11 protein-coding genes are annotated in these 14,822 nt (G+C 32.5%); 4 read left to right on the forward strand and 7 right to left on the reverse strand.

Translation table 11 applies throughout. The features are described 5' to 3' along the window. Positions 1 to 207: 207 nt before the first annotated feature. From OIU83_RS06330 to gldA, 3 genes are all read right to left on the reverse strand, one after another. The gene (locus OIU83_RS06330; protein WP_264205432.1) at positions 208 to 2,325 is read right to left on the reverse strand and encodes a TonB-dependent receptor domain-containing protein; all 2,118 of its coding nucleotides are present in this window, start codon (positions 2,323 to 2,325) and stop codon (positions 208 to 210) included. 623 nt (positions 2,326 to 2,948) lie between these two features. Continuing rightward, entirely contained in the window at positions 2,949 to 4,145 is a 1,197-nt protein-coding gene (locus OIU83_RS06335) for a DUF5018 domain-containing protein (RefSeq protein WP_264205433.1), read from the reverse strand. A 39-nt stretch (positions 4,146 to 4,184) separates the two neighbouring features. Further along, entirely contained in the window at positions 4,185 to 5,081 is an 897-nt protein-coding gene (gene gldA / locus OIU83_RS06340) for a gliding motility-associated ABC transporter ATP-binding subunit GldA (RefSeq protein WP_264205434.1), read from the reverse strand. A 144-nt stretch (positions 5,082 to 5,225) separates the two neighbouring features. On the opposite strand from gldA, the gene OIU83_RS06345 reads away from it, so the two are divergent. Continuing rightward, on the forward strand, positions 5,226 to 5,804 hold the full coding sequence (locus OIU83_RS06345) for a porin family protein (RefSeq protein WP_264205435.1): 579 nt from the start codon (positions 5,226 to 5,228) through the stop codon (positions 5,802 to 5,804). 296 nt (positions 5,805 to 6,100) lie between these two features. Here OIU83_RS06345 and metE read toward each other — a convergent pair whose 3' ends face one another. Then, positions 6,101 to 8,422 carry a 5-methyltetrahydropteroyltriglutamate--homocysteine S-methyltransferase gene (gene metE / locus OIU83_RS06350; protein ID WP_264205436.1) on the reverse strand — a complete coding sequence of 774 codons (2,322 nt, stop codon included), beginning with the start codon at positions 8,420 to 8,422 and terminating at the stop codon, positions 6,101 to 6,103. Between the two features lie 156 nt (positions 8,423 to 8,578). Between metE and OIU83_RS06355 the strand changes: the two genes are divergently transcribed. Both OIU83_RS06355 and OIU83_RS06360 read left to right on the forward strand, forming a co-directional pair. Next, positions 8,579 to 9,040 carry an Lrp/AsnC family transcriptional regulator gene (locus tag OIU83_RS06355; RefSeq protein WP_264205437.1) on the forward strand — a complete coding sequence of 154 codons (462 nt, stop codon included), beginning with the start codon at positions 8,579 to 8,581 and terminating at the stop codon, positions 9,038 to 9,040. Positions 9,041 to 9,402: 362 nt separating this feature from the next. Continuing rightward, the gene (locus tag OIU83_RS06360) at positions 9,403 to 10,749 is read left to right on the forward strand and encodes a deoxyguanosinetriphosphate triphosphohydrolase (protein ID WP_264205438.1); all 1,347 of its coding nucleotides are present in this window, start codon (positions 9,403 to 9,405) and stop codon (positions 10,747 to 10,749) included. A gap of 3 nt (positions 10,750 to 10,752) precedes the next feature. On the opposite strand, the gene OIU83_RS06365 is transcribed toward OIU83_RS06360, so the two are convergent. From OIU83_RS06365 to OIU83_RS06375, 3 genes are read right to left on the reverse strand one after another with little or no spacing between them, the layout of a single operon-like run. Continuing rightward, positions 10,753 to 11,748 (reverse strand): DUF3078 domain-containing protein, encoded by a 996-nt coding sequence (locus OIU83_RS06365; RefSeq protein ID WP_264205439.1) that lies wholly within the window; start codon positions 11,746 to 11,748, stop codon positions 10,753 to 10,755. Between the two features lie 39 nt (positions 11,749 to 11,787). Continuing rightward, complete coding sequence (locus OIU83_RS06370) at positions 11,788 to 13,569, reverse strand: 1-deoxy-D-xylulose-5-phosphate synthase (protein WP_264205440.1); 1,782 nt, start codon at positions 13,567 to 13,569, stop codon at positions 11,788 to 11,790. 33 nt (positions 13,570 to 13,602) lie between these two features. Beyond that, complete coding sequence (locus tag OIU83_RS06375) at positions 13,603 to 14,244, reverse strand: hypothetical protein (protein WP_264205441.1); 642 nt, start codon at positions 14,242 to 14,244, stop codon at positions 13,603 to 13,605. Between the two features lie 61 nt (positions 14,245 to 14,305). Here OIU83_RS06375 and OIU83_RS06380 point away from each other — a divergent pair, with 61 nt between their 5' ends. Beyond that, a complete protein-coding gene (locus tag OIU83_RS06380) occupies positions 14,306 to 14,749 on the forward strand; it encodes a nucleoside deaminase (RefSeq protein ID WP_264205442.1) in 444 nt (147 codons plus the stop codon). The last annotated feature ends 73 nt before the right edge of the window (positions 14,750 to 14,822 follow it).

The raw sequence follows: 14,822 nt of genomic DNA on the forward strand, positions 1-14,822 counted from the left end.
TAATTTTTCGCCACAAATTACACGAATCTCCGCGAGTAGCTCGATAATGTAAAACAAGTTGGTGTTAATTTCTTGAGGAGACCCTTCGTTCCTCAGGGTGACAATATTGTGTAAGAAAGATAGACTAAATTATCATCTGCATTCCATTCTATACACAGCCGAAACCCATATAAAACGAAGAAAGCTCATGAAATTTCATGAGCTTTCTTAAATTCTGTAAGTAAAGGAAATTGTTGCTACACGGCTATCAAGATTATATCTTTTATCAATACTGGTTTGTCCGATAACCGAATTGATATTGTATTTATTGGTATTAAAAATATCGGTAACATTAAATTTTACGCTGCCTTTTTTAGCAAGTAGTTGTTTTGATAATCCGATGCTAAAATCGAAGAAACTATCTCTCTCATAAATTCCAACATTCGATTTTGATTGATATTGTGCATTAGCCTCTGCTTTCCAAGTATCTGTAATTGTAAATGAGTTTTGAACACTTAAGTTTAATGTAACTATTGGGTTGATTGTGTTGGTATTGATTATGTTTCCTTCAAATTTATTCTCGAAAACATTTAAGAGCGTGTTTACAGACCACCATTTATAGATATCGGTTGTATTGGTGATATTTATACCATAATTATATGATTTATCAGCATTGATTTGTGTTGTCACTGTAGTGTTATCTGCGGGATTATAAACATAGATTTCGGTAAAAACATCTTTTGTTTGGTTAAAATATACAGAAGCCATAAAAGCGCTTTTCCAAGAATATCCTATTTCTGACGAATGAGTGATTTCTGGAACTAGATTTGGATTTCCTTGTGAGTAATTAAACGTATCATCGTAAAAACGGAAAGGGTTTAAATCAAATTGACTAGGTCTATTGATTCTCTTACTGTATGAAGCATGCATAGAATGGTTACTACTCAATTCATATTTTAGCGAAAGGCTTGGGAACCATTTTAAATAATCGTCTTTGTGATTCTCATTTAATGTTTTCTGGTTAATATTAATCGCAGTATATTCAGTTCTTACACCACCCTGAATACTCAGCTTCTCTAGTCGATATTTGTAATTGGCATAAGCAGCATAAATTTGTTCATTGTATTCGAAATGATTTGTGGAATTAAGATCAACGATCCATTGATTATTATTGTAATATTCATAAACTGAAGGATTATCATTATTTTTTAGACCAGCTTTAAAGCCCCATTCCAAAGTTTGTTTGTCTTTTAATGGATTTGTAAAATCAACTTTTCCTGTAAAAACCTTCAATTGAGACGGGATATATCCTCTCCGGTCATTAATAGTTGTTCCAGGAATTAAATTTTGTGCACTTTGGAATTGATTAGATCTAAATTTTGAAGTTTCATATTCAAAATCAAAAGACATATTTTTACCTTCCGTATTAAACTTATGTACTCCCGAAAAAGCATATGTATAATCATACCACTTTTCCTTACTATCATTATAAGTCAAAGCATCAAATTGTAATACATTCAAATTATTATATAGTGTATTTCCTCCGTTAGCAATATTTTCGTAGCGACCAATTTTTGCGTCAAGCGAAACTTCTAAATTTGTTTTAGAAGATATTTCATACGATGTTCCTACTTTGAAATTATTGGATGTAAGCGGTTCGTTTGTTGTAGAATGCTGATAATTCTTCGTAGAAATTTCTTGCCTGGTGTTATCAGTATATTGAATTTGTTCGAATTTTTTGCGTTCTTCTTCACCTCTAAAAGTGTAGCTGTAATTACCAAAAACGCCAAATTTATCTTTGTTATAGCTTAAATTCAATCCAGAATTTGTTCTGTTTTTTCTACCTCTCCCATAACTGGAAAATACGGTTCCTTTTATGCCTGCAGTACCTGGTTTTTTTAATATAATATTGATCATTCCAGCTTTACCGGTTGCATCATATTTAGAAGAAGGATTTGTAATAACTTCTATTTGTTTAATATTAGATGAGGTTGTCGATTTTAAATAATTGGCGAGTTCCTTTTGCGAAAGCGGTGTTAATTTGCCATTTATCATAACGCCAACACCTTGTTGTCCTCTTATCGATAATTCTCCATCCTGAGAGACTACAACACCTGGTGCACGCATTAAAACATCCAGAGCAGTTCCTCCTTCGGACACAATACTGTTTTCTACATTAAAAATCATTCTATCTGATTTTTGTGTGTAAAGAACTTTCTTTTTTGTAATTACAATTTCATCTAATACGTTTATTGATGTTTCGACAATGCTATCTTTTTCTTTCTCTGTTTGCGAGTATCCATATACAGAAAAGGCGAGCATGATGGATGTTATAATATTTTTCATATTATCTGTTTTAATTTTTGAAGAATAATAAAACGGCTTATAAGTTGATTAAGCCTTAAGGGTATAGTTTATTTATGAGAATTTATTTTATGGAATAGAAGTTTTAGATAATTAAATGGAATCTTTAATTGGTAAAAAAATCAATTTATTTGGATGTTTTTGCGGAAGATAAAATAGGCTGTTTGTAAGTGTAGAATGCAGCGTTTTTGTGGTGTAAAATAAAAACATGATGATATGTTATTTGAAGTTTTTAAACCTCAAATATATAACTATTTATAACAAGTCTAAATAAAAATAATTTTAAATTTAACTTGAAATTATAACTTGTTGGGAATTAGTTGTTAGCGGAATAAACGATAGATTTGTAATGTAAGATATGACTTGTTTATAGGGCTAAACATTTAAAATTTATAAAAGACAAAAAATGGAAGAAAGTATTGATTTCGCTTGGCACGAATAGAAATGATGTTTAAGATACTTTTGGATTAGCTTATAATGGAAATCACTTTTTGAAATTTTAAAAGATAGCTTAACAGAGACAATTTTGGGTTTAGATATAATGATTGAATTATATTGAAAAGGCTCGTTTAATCAACGAGCCTCTTATTTAACTTGAGATAGATTTACTTAAAATCTAAAATTATAGAATCACCATATCTTCCATTATTATAAACGCTAACTCGCGTACTTCTTGGAGATTGTTGTCCCATAAAAGAAGGAAACATTTGATATAAACTCATATAATATTTTAATGTTGTTTTTTCTGGATTTAATGTGACATGGTATTCTGTAAGATTGTATGTGTTGCCATTAGCAGGAATGCTAAGTCCTGGAATTAGATTTGTGCCAGTAAGGATTAATGTGTCCGAATAATTATATGAAGTTTGATTGGCTGATATAATTTTTGGAGCATTTTCGGCTAGGACATCAATAGTGTAATTGGTTTCAGCTTTAATTTCTCCGTTCAATTTAACTCTTAATTTATAATTATTGGCGGTTAGTATTCTTTCATCAAATTTAAAATAAAAAGCAGTATGTATTTTATTTTCACTAGTGTAACTTACAGGGTCAAAATAATTTAATAAATAAGAATTTTTATCATTTTCAAGATACAATTTATAATTTGAATCAGATAATAAATCAATGTTACTTAATTGTCCTAATGATACTGCTCTAATATAACATTTTGTAATAGTTGATGTAATTTCTGGTTTTATGATATGAACTTTGTAGACATTACTTGTACCATTTTGGGCAGTTACTGTATATTCTAGCCCAGAGGTAAAGTCTTGGCTGATTTCTGCATCAGGTGATATTTTAGCTAAGGGTGAGATTGTTATTTTAGGAAAAATATTTGTAATATCTTTATATGTAGTAATATTAATCGATAAGTTGGTTTGGTCTATTATTCCTGTGAAAGTTTCATTATCAATATTGAATTTAAAATCAAGAATTTTCTTTTCATTTGATAAAGGAGTATTATTTGTGATAACGTTATAAATAACTTTGTTACCATTTTCAGCAGTAATTGTATATGTGATTTGCTTATTGAAATCTTGTGGGATTTTATCAGGAGAAATTGTTGCTTTTTCAGAAATTTCAATATCAGGAATTATTTGATTTTCTAATTCAATACCTTTTGTAGTTAGAGTGATTGTCTTTGCAACATCGTCAATTTTGCCAATATAGATGTCACCCTTTAGAGATGTTAATTTAAATGTAAGGATTTTGTTTTCAGAACTTAATTTTTGGGAATCATCTTTTGAACAATTAAATAATAATAAAGTGGTAAGAAAAATTAGGAGTGTTTTTATTTTCAATTTTTTGGTTTTTAGTTATAGTTTTTAATTTTAGTTAAATTATTTAGTAATCTCTCTAAATACTGCTTCCAGGTTTTTATTTTTCTGGTTTAATTGAAGCGTTTTTAATCCATTGGCAGTTGCAAAGTCAAAAATAGCCGGACGCATATCTTTTTCTGTAACAAAAGTCAGTTCCCAAGTCATGTCATGAGTATTTGTATAAGAAGAGATGTTTTCTAGTTTTGCAATTAATTGTTCTTCAATTCTATAATCAAATTCTACCTCGATAACTTGTTCTTTGTTTTCAGAGATTAGCTTATCCAGTTTTTTGTCAGTAACAATTTTTCCATTGTTAATGATAATTACTCTGTCACAAATAGCTTCAACTTCCTGCATAATATGTGTTGATAAAAAAACAGTTTTGTCTTTACCTACATTCTTAATTACGTTTCTAATTTCTATTAACTGGTTAGGGTCCAGACCTGTTGTGGGTTCGTCAAGAATTAAAACATCAGGATTGTGTAATAAAGCATTTGCCAATCCTACACGCTGACGATATCCTTTAGATAATTGCCCTATTTTTTTATGACTTTCGGCTGACAGTCCTGTCAGTTGGATAACTTCTTCGATTCTAGATTTTACAACCTTATAAACATCAGCATTAAAAGCCAGATATTCACGAACGTACAAATCTAAATATAACGGATTATGCTCTGGTAAATACCCAATAGAAAGCTGTACCGCCTTGGTATCAGTCATGACATCATGACCGTTTACAAGGGCAGAGCCTGAATCGGCTAGCAAATAAGTAGTTAAGATTTTCATCAAAGTTGACTTTCCTGCTCCGTTCGGTCCAAGAAATCCAACGATTTCACCTTTTTCAATCGAAAATGAAATTTTATCCAATGCTTTTTGAGTACCGTAACTTTTTGATATGCTGTTTACTTCTATCGACATGACTTTTTTATTTGATGCAAAAGTAAACAGAAATCTGCTTGATTGCTAAATTTTTGTCTTTTAAAGAAATCATAAAAAAAACTTAAATACCAGCAGTAGCGGCACCGTTATTGTTAAAGGAGTATTAAATTTAATATATTACAAATGAAAAAAATGTTAGTTGTTATTGCATTAGCTGTAGTTAGTTTTGCAAATGCTCAAAAAGGAACTGTATTAGTTGGTGGAAGTGTTGGATACTCTTCTCATAATGTTTCAAACCGTGGAAATGATTCAAAAGAAAGTGTATTTAATTTTTCTCCTAGAGTAGGATACCAATTTAATGATAATTGGACTGTTGGGGGTGAATTTACTGTAGCTACTGCAAAAGAAGAGTTTGGTAATAATGAGAATAAAATCAACAATTTTGCATTAGGTGCTTTTCTTCGTTATACTTTGCCTTTGAACCAAACTTTTTCAGTTTTCGCTGATTTAGGTGCAGGTTTCCAAAATCAAAAAGATGAAGTTTATAATGGTTTTGTTACTACTACCGCAAAAGCAGATGGTATGTATGTAGGTATTACACCAGCTATTTTTATCAACGTTAAGAAAGGTTTTGGTTTAAACTTTAATATTGGTGGTTTAGGATATAGTGCATTAAGCTATGAGCACAATGGACCAGATGTTAATGATTTCAGCTTTAGTTTTGGTAAAGCATTTAACATCGGAATTTCTAAGAATTTCTAATTTTTAGCATATATTTCAATTTCAAGAAAGCACTCCAGTTGGGGTGCTTTTTTTGTTAAAGTGTTTTTTGAAAATAAAATTTCTCGTTTAGCCTCGATAGAAACGGTATCCTGTTGTGGCGTTGTTCGCCATAATAGATATAGTGTATAGCGAGACTCAAGATGTTTTGAAAACTAAATTTCTGCTCCTAAAAAAATAATGTCAACATTAGTGAAGTCGAAATTAACTCATAATTACAAGAATTTCGACTCCACTAGTTGACATAAAAAAACAAAAATATAGCTAAATAAAAATTATTAGTTCACTGGGTTTTCTACAGTTGCTCTCATTTCCTGAGCAGCAGCAACCATTTCGATTAGGGCTTTTTTGGTTTCATCCCAATGGCGCGTTTTTAAACCACAATCCGGATTTACCCAAAGTTGGTCTACAGGAATTACAGCCGAAGCTTTTTCTAATAATTTTACCATTTCTTCGCTGGAAGGAACGCGAGGAGAGTGAATATCATAAACCCCAGGACCTATTTCGTTAGGATATTTAAAATCGGCAAAAGCATCTAATAATTCCATTTGCGAACGCGAACATTCAATTGTGATAACATCGGCATCCATATCGGCAATATTCTGGATAATGTCATTAAACTCGCTGTAACACATGTGAGTATGTATTTGAGTATCATCTTTTACGGCACTTGCCGAAATACGAAATGCTTTTACAGCCCAATCAAGGTAAGTTGCCCATTCTTCTTTGCGTAACGGCAATCCCTCACGAATAGCTGGCTCATCGATTTGGATAATTTTAATTCCAGCATTTTCTAAATCTACAACTTCGTCTCGTATCGCCAATGCAATTTGAGTGCAAGTTTGAGAACGTGGCTGATCGTTACGTACAAATGACCATTGCAAAATTGTTACAGGACCAGTTAGCATTCCCTTAACCCATTTAGGAGTTAATGATTGTGCATATTCCGACCATTTTACAGTCATAGGTTTTGGTCTCGAAACATCACCGTAAATTACTGGAGGTTTCACACAACGGCTACCATAACTTTGTACCCAACCATTTTTGGTAAAGGTAAAACCAGCCAATTGCTCGCCAAAATATTCCACCATATCGTTACGTTCAAATTCTCCATGAACAAGAACATCGATACCAGTTTCTTCCTGAAAACGAATCGTATCTTCGGTTTCTTTCTTAATTAAATTGTCGTATTGTTGTTGCGTTAATTCCCCTTTTTTAAATTTGGCTCTCCAGCTTCTTACTTCAGGAGTTTGTGGGAATGAACCGATTGTTGTAGTAGGGAATAATGGAAGATTTAAAGCGTCGATTTGTTTTTTACGACGAATAGCAAAAGTGTTTTTACGCTGATCATCACCAGAAGTAATGTTTGCCACACGATTTTTAACCGATTCGTTATGGATTAATTTTGATGTTTTTCTATTTTCGTTAGCCAAAGTGTTTTCTGCAAATCGAATAGAGTTTGCTGTATCTATTTCTTTTGAAGCAAATTGTTTCAATAAAACAACTTCTTGTATTTTTTGTTTAGCAAAAGCCAACCATTGTTTGATTTCGGGAGTAAGCGTTTGGTTGTTGGTTTCTAATTCTAAATCGCAAGGACTATGAATTAATGAGCAAGAAGGAGCAATTAATATTCTGTTTTCACCAAGAGCCTTAGTCGCTTTTTCGATAATTGCCAATGAATTTTTAAAGTCATTTTTCCAGATGTTTCTTCCATCTACCAAACCTAGAGAAAGATTTACATTTGGAGATAAGAGATTAGATTCTAAAATATCATCTAATTGTAACGGACAACGAACTAAGTCTAAATGTAAAGTATCTACTGGCAAAGCCAATGCTGTAGCTAAGTTTTCTCCAAAACAATCGAAGTAATTAGCAAGAATAATTTTTATATTCGGAAAACGCTTGTTGATTTCTGCATACACTTTCGTGAAAACGTTTCTTTCCTTATCCGTTAAGTTTAAAGCAAGGAAAGGTTCGTCTAATTGAATGTAAGTTGCATTTTCGGCTTCTAATTTTTCGAAAATTTCAAAATACACAGGAAGTAATGCTTCAATAAGGTCAATTCGGTGAAAACCTTCTTCTTTTTCTTTTCCTAAAAGTAAGTAAGAGATTGGCCCGATAAGTACAGGTTTTGTAGTAATACCTAAATCATTTGCTTCTTTGAACTCATTGATTATCTTTTCTGAAAACAAAGAGAATTTTTGGTTTTTTGTGAATTCAGGAACAATGTAATGGTAATTGGTATCAAACCATTTTGTCATTTCCATGGCAACAACATCTTGTCCGTTTTTTTGCGAACCTCTTGCCATTGCAAAATACAAATCGATAGAAGAGTTGGTTCTTGCAAAATCATTGTAACGCTCAGGAATTGCTCCCAAAGTCAATGTTAAATCCAGAACCTGATCGTAAAATGAGAAATCATTCGACGGAATTAAATCAATACCGGATTCTGCTTGTAATTGCCAGTTTTCTTTACGGATGTTCTTTCCAACAGCCAGAAGCTCTTCTGCCGAAAGTTGTCCAGCCCAGTATAATTCACTAGCTTTTTTTAACTCTCTGTTGCTACCAATTCGGGGATAACCTAAATTATTTGTTTTCATTTTGTTTCAGTATTTTTTACTGAACAAATTTATTGTATTGGATTTTAAAACTTATATTTGGATTTTATTTAAGTAAATAAACTTTAATTAGTTCGTTTTTAAAGATTATAATACTGATTAATTCTCGTCAAACGAACTCTAGCCGTAAAAATTACTATGGAAAATTTAGATAAAACCGATTTGGAGATCTTGAGACACCTTCAAGAGGACTCAAATATCAATACAAAAGACCTAGCAAGCAAATTATTCCTGACTGTTACGCCTGTTTACGAACGTATAAAGAGATTAGAACGAGACGGATATATTACCAAATATGTTGCGCTGCTAGACAAGAAAAAAATGAATTGTGGTATGACCGTTTTTTGTAACGTTCGATTAAAAGAACATGCGAAAAACGTAGGAAGCAATTTTGTAAAAGATATTGTCGCGCTTCCCGAAATTATAGAATGTTATAATATTGCCGGAGATTATGATTTTATGCTAAAAATTCTTGTTCAGGATATGACCAGTTATCAGGATTTTGTAATGAATAAATTATCTACTATTGAAAACATAGGTAATACAAACAGTATTTTTGTAATGGGAGAAATCAAACACAGTACGGCATTAGAGTTTTAATACTATTTTGCCACGAATTTCAGGAGTTAACACAAATCATTGTGCTTAATTAATTCTATCTAACTCTTTGCGAAAGGAACGCGGATTATGCGGATTCGCTAAGGCGAAAACACGGATTAAAATGGATTTTATTTTTGATTGTTTTTAAATCAGTTTTAATCCGTGGCTTTACTTTTGTAAATCCGTATCATCTGCGTCCCTTTATAGATAATTTAAGTTAGCAACACTTTGTTAAAGTCCCAACAAACCTACTTTCTTCAAATCTGTTGCATATTTTTATTCAATATTATCCTAAAATAAAATGTAATTTTGGGGTTTTAGATGCCAATCTAAAAGCTAAAATCAGAAATCAACAATTAAAAATGAACTGGGAACAACTTTTATCACTAAAACGCCAAGGCGATACTAGCAAAAGATTACGTGTAGAACAAGATGATACGCGTTTGGGATTTGAAGTAGATTATGACCGAATAATATTTTCATCGGCTTTTAGAAGTCTACAAGATAAAACGCAGGTAATTCCGCTTTCCAAAACAGATTTTGTCCATACCCGATTAACGCATAGTTTAGAAGTTTCGGTAGTAGGACGTTCTCTTGGACGTTTGGTAGGAAAAAAAATCATCGAAAAATATCCTTTTTTAAAAGAAGTTCATGGTTATCACATGAACGATTTTGGAGCTATTGTTGCAGCAGCATCATTGGCACACGATATTGGGAATCCACCTTTTGGACATTCGGGAGAAAAAGCCATTGGAGAATATTTCTCAATAGGAAACGGACAACAATATAAAGAGCATTTATCGGATAAAGAATGGCAGGATCTAATAGATTTTGAAGGTAATGCCAACGGATTTTCTGTTTTAACGGCAAGTCGCCCGGGAATAGAAGGAGGTCTCCGAATTTCATACGCTACATTAGGCGCTTTTATGAAATATCCAAAAGAGAGTTTGCCTAAAAAACCAACCAATAATATTGCGGATAAAAAATACGGTTTCTTCCAGACCGACAAAGACTTTTTTAATAAAGTAGCTGCCGATATGGGAATGTTACCTAATAAATCGGGAGAAGATATCGGTTTCGAAAGGCATCCTCTTGCTTATTTAGTCGAAGCGGCAGATGATATTTGTTATACCATTATTGATTTTGAAGACGGAATAAATCTTGGTTTAGTTTCCGAGGATTATGCTTTGGAATACTTGATTAAACTTGTAAAAGATAATATTGGTGTTGCCAAATATAAAACGTTAACTACCAAAGAAGATCGTATTAGTTATTTGCGAGCTTTGGCAATAGGAAGTTTGATAAATGATGCTGTTAGAGTTTTTATCGAAAATGAAGAAGCTATTCTTGAAGGTAAATTTCCATTTGCATTAATGGATAAAAGCCAGTATAAAGCACAAATGGATGATATTATAAATCTAAGTGTTCAGAATATTTATCAAAGCCGTGAGGTAATCGAAAAAGAAATTGTGGGTTACCAAATTATCCAAACACTTCTGGATAAGTTTATAACGGCTTTTAATAATAAATACAACGGAAAAACATCTAACTATGATACTTTGATTTTGAAAATGTTGCCAGAAAAGCATCATTTAGAAAAAGAAGGATTGTACGAAAGATTATTACATATCTGTCATTATGTTTCATTATTAACCGATGGAAATGCATTGGAATTATATGAAACTATAAACGGCAGAAAAACAACTTAGTATTTAAAAGGCGTACACTACACCAACTCCTAAAACTTGTTTTAGTTGCGCCTTTGGTCCTTCTGTAACTTGCACGCCATCAATTTCTTTTTTGGATTTGATGTCATCGTCATAAACAAAATGCACACCTATGTTGGCTTTAACATATTCATTTACAACCAAGTCTAATTTAGTGGCGTAATCGATATCAATATTTCCAAATCTATTAAGGTAATCGGTATAAAGACTGAGACGATTTTCAAAAAACATATTTTTGAAAATTTCATTTTTGGTATACCCTGTTAATAAAATACCAAATTCAGCTTTTATTTTTTGCCCATTTTCAATAAGAATTTGGTTATTAGGATCGAATGGGTCAGGTGCATAAACTGCTTTTTTAACACCAAATGCTCCTTGATCTGCTAAAGTTTGGTCTAGAACCAAAGTAGTTTTTAAAGTGATTGGTGAGAAATAAAAGGTGCGATTTTTTTCTTTATTTGCGTTTTCAGCTCCTGCTCCTAAGAACACATAGGCTGGGGCAAAAAGTTTCGAAATCGGGTTATCTGTATTTGGGTAAGAATATCCATTAGTGAATTGCGAATTGAAATTGAATTTGGCCGAATAATACCAATTCGAAAGTGTGTCTTTTCTAAATCCATAAGTAGAGTTAAACATGAAAGCATCATCGGTCTTTCGTAGTTCAATACCATCCTGCTTGTTTAAACCATATTTTAAGAGAAGTTCATTGGCCCATTTATGATTGCCATTTGTATATACCCTTGTAAATTCACCTTTAAAAAGACCAGAAATAGAGCTTGTTCCCCCGGCACTCCAGTTTACAAAAGCAATTTGGGTAATGTCAAATCCTAGTTTATTCTTTTTAGCCCAATTTGAGACAGTATCTGGTAATTGAGTTTGAATTACGGGTACCAATTGAGTTTGAATTAAAGATTTCTGAGCGAAATTTTTAGACGAACAAATTATAAAAAGTACTAAAATAGATAAACGGAATAATTTCATTATGGCATTTTTTGTTTTGGCTTCGCAAAATAATTATTTTTAACCAAGAGAAAAAAGATTTTCTAAACTTTTAACGTCAATATTACACAATTGTTGTAATTGAGTAATAGTTCCATGTTCAATAAATACATCAGGAATCCCTAATATTTTTATCTTGGCAGTATAATTATGAAGCGCCGAAAACTCTAAAATAGCGGTTCCAAAGCCTCCATTTATAGTACCGTCTTCAATAGTAATTATAGTTGTGAAATTGGTTAAAATGTAGTGTAATGTCTTGTTGTCTAGAGGTTTAATGAAAGGAAAGTCATAGTGGGCAATCGAGTCTGGGTTGCCCATATTTGCAAGAGCATTTATCACATTATTTCCAATAGCTCCACTTGATAAAACAGCAGTTTTATTACCTTCTTTAAGGCAAGTCGCGGCTCCAATTTCGATTGTAGCATAATTCTTAAAATAATTCTTTTGCCAATCGGCAATTACACCTCGACCTCTTGGATATCGAATCGCGATAGGATGTTCTAATCCTAGTTGTGCAGTATATAAAATGTTTTGTAATTCGATTTCATTTAATGGTGCATGAATTATCATATTCGGGATGCAACGCAAATAGGCAATATCGAAAACACCATGATGAGTTGCGCCATCTTCTCCTACTAAACCGGCTCTGTCCAAACAAAAAATAACTGGTAAATTTTGTAATGCAACATCATGTATAACCTGATCGTAGGCACGTTGTAAAAAAGTAGAGTATATGTTGCAAAAAACAATCATACCCTGAGTTGCCATTCCAGCAGCAAGTGTTACAGCATGTTGCTCGGCAATACCTACATCAAAAGCACGCTTAGGAAAAGCATCCATCATAAATTTAAGGGAGCTTCCAGAAGGCATTGCAGGTGTTATACCAACAATTTTTTCATTCTTTTGAGCCAAATCCAAAATGGTTAACCCAAAAACATCTTGATATTTTGGCGGAAGATTATCTTCAATTTTAGGGATAATTTCTCCAGTCGAAGCATTAAACTTTCCAGGAGCATGATATTGAACCTGATTTTCTTCAGCTTGTTGTAAGCCTTTTCCTTTGGTAGTAACAATATGCAGGAATTTAGGACCTTTTATGTTCTTTAATCGTTTTAATTCTTTTATCAAGGCAAAGATATCATGCCCATCGATAGGACCCGAATAATCGAAATTTAATGATTTGATCATGTTATTCTTCTTCGGATTTTTTCCTTCTTTTACAGCAGTGAGGTATTTTTTAAGCGCACCTACACTTGGATCGATCCCAATAGCATTATCATTTAAGATAACCAATAAATTTGCATCTGTTACACCAGCATGATTCAAACCTTCAAAAGCCATTCCCGATGCGATTGAAGCATCACCAATTACTGCTATATGTTGTTTGTTGAAATCGCCTTTTAAATTAGAAGCAATTGCCATTCCCAGCGCTGCCGAAATAGATGTGGAGGAATGTCCTACACCAAAGGTGTCATAGTTGCTTTCGGCTCTTTTAGGAAAACCGGAAATGCCATGAAGCTGGCGATTGGTGTGAAAATTTTCTCTTCTTTCAGTCAATATTTTATGCCCGTAAGCTTGATGACCTACATCCCAAACCAATAAATCGTCGGGCGTGTTAAATACATAATGCAATGCAATTGTCAATTCAATTACACCTAAACTGGATCCTAAATGTCCTTCTTTTACCGAAACAACATCAATGATAAACTGGCGTAATTCCTGAGCAACCTGACTAAGCTGTTCTTCTTTTAAAAGACGTAAATCGGCGGGATTGTATATGTTCGAAAGTAAGTTGCTTTTCATTGTAGGATAAAAAGCGAATTTACGGTTTTAAATTTAATTTTCTTTGTTTTCTGTTTTTGTAGAGTCAATTGCTGGTACTGATGATGTTGGTTTAAGTGTTGAATCTATTGCAGGTTTTAAAATATTTTCAGATTTTAAAACTGGTTTTACTAACACAATGCCAGCTATCATTCTTTTTAAAGGTGTTCCACCTGTAGTTTTTATATCGTCTACATATGGCGGAGGTAGTGGCGGCGGAGGTATTGTGTCATTTGAAGTACTTTTTTTTGATATTGTTTTTCCAATGGTTGGATGTTGTTTAGTAGTAGTTTGTATAACTTCTATTTTGTCAATTTTTTGTTTGTCTCCGTTTTTATCTTGACAACTAAACAATGTAGTTCCCATAGCAATAAACAATGCTAATAAAAAGATTTTATGATATTGAGTCTGCTTGTATAAAACTTCAGTCGGAATTTGAATTATTATGTTTTCTAATTGAGAATTTTTAAATCTACCACAAACACTTTTGTTCTGATTTGCCATAAAAAAATGCTGTACTTCATCAGGTAACATCTTTGTGAAATCAACTACAGTTTTAGAACAACTAAGGCAAAAACGACCGTTTTCGGCAGGCGTCATTTTATCCCAATTTTCATTGCAAGGCTCAGGAATACTTATTTTGTGTTTTGTAGGCATATTTTATAAATCAAAAAATAAATGTAATAAAAATTACTCCTTAAAAATGTATTTTTGTTTTATGATAGATATTTTTACCGATGAGTATTTTATGAAAAAGGCTTTGCAAGAAGCCGAAATGGCATTTGATAAAGATGAAATTCCTGTTGGAGCCATAATTGTAATTGATAATAAAGTCATTGCAAGAAGTCATAATTTAACCGAATTATTAAATGATGTTACGGCTCATGCCGAAATGCAAGCGATAACTGCTGCAGCTAATTTTTTAGGAGGAAAATATCTAAAAGACTGTACGCTTTACGTAACACTGGAACCTTGCCAGATGTGTGCAGGTGCTTTATATTGGAGTCAGATTTCTAAAATTGTTTTTGGAGCAAGCGATGAACATCGTGGTTATGAAAAAATGGGAACACAATTACATCCTAGAACTTTTGTTGTTCGTGGTGTTATGGCAAATGAAGCTTCGGATTTAATGAAACGTTTCTTTGCCAAAAGAAGGAAATAAAAGATTCTTATTCTTTTGAAAAAAGAATAATTACTACCGTAGTTTTTCTTCTTAGAAGTAATTAAAATTTACA

It is taken from the genome of Flavobacterium shii (assembly GCF_025847235.1).
Lineage (GTDB): Bacteria > Bacteroidota > Bacteroidia > Flavobacteriales > Flavobacteriaceae > Flavobacterium > Flavobacterium shii.

Coding starts and splice junctions, on each gene's coding strand:
- OIU83_RS06330 (WP_264205432.1), bottom strand. CDS start 2,325: ATGAAAAATATTATAACATCCATCATGCTCGCCTTTTCTGTATATGGA.
- OIU83_RS06360 (WP_264205438.1), top strand. CDS start 9,403: ATGAACTGGGAACAACTTTTATCACTAAAACGCCAAGGCGATACTAGC.
- metE (WP_264205436.1), bottom strand. CDS start 8,422: ATGAAAACAAATAATTTAGGTTATCCCCGAATTGGTAGCAACAGAGAG.
- gldA (WP_264205434.1), bottom strand. CDS start 5,081: ATGTCGATAGAAGTAAACAGCATATCAAAAAGTTACGGTACTCAAAAA.
- OIU83_RS06365 (WP_264205439.1), bottom strand. CDS start 11,748: ATGAAATTATTCCGTTTATCTATTTTAGTACTTTTTATAATTTGTTCG.
- OIU83_RS06375 (WP_264205441.1), bottom strand. CDS start 14,244: ATGCCTACAAAACACAAAATAAGTATTCCTGAGCCTTGCAATGAAAAT.
- OIU83_RS06380 (WP_264205442.1), top strand. CDS start 14,306: ATGATAGATATTTTTACCGATGAGTATTTTATGAAAAAGGCTTTGCAA.
- OIU83_RS06355 (WP_264205437.1), top strand. CDS start 8,579: ATGGAAAATTTAGATAAAACCGATTTGGAGATCTTGAGACACCTTCAA.
- OIU83_RS06345 (WP_264205435.1), top strand. CDS start 5,226: ATGAAAAAAATGTTAGTTGTTATTGCATTAGCTGTAGTTAGTTTTGCA.
- OIU83_RS06370 (WP_264205440.1), bottom strand. CDS start 13,569: ATGAAAAGCAACTTACTTTCGAACATATACAATCCCGCCGATTTACGT.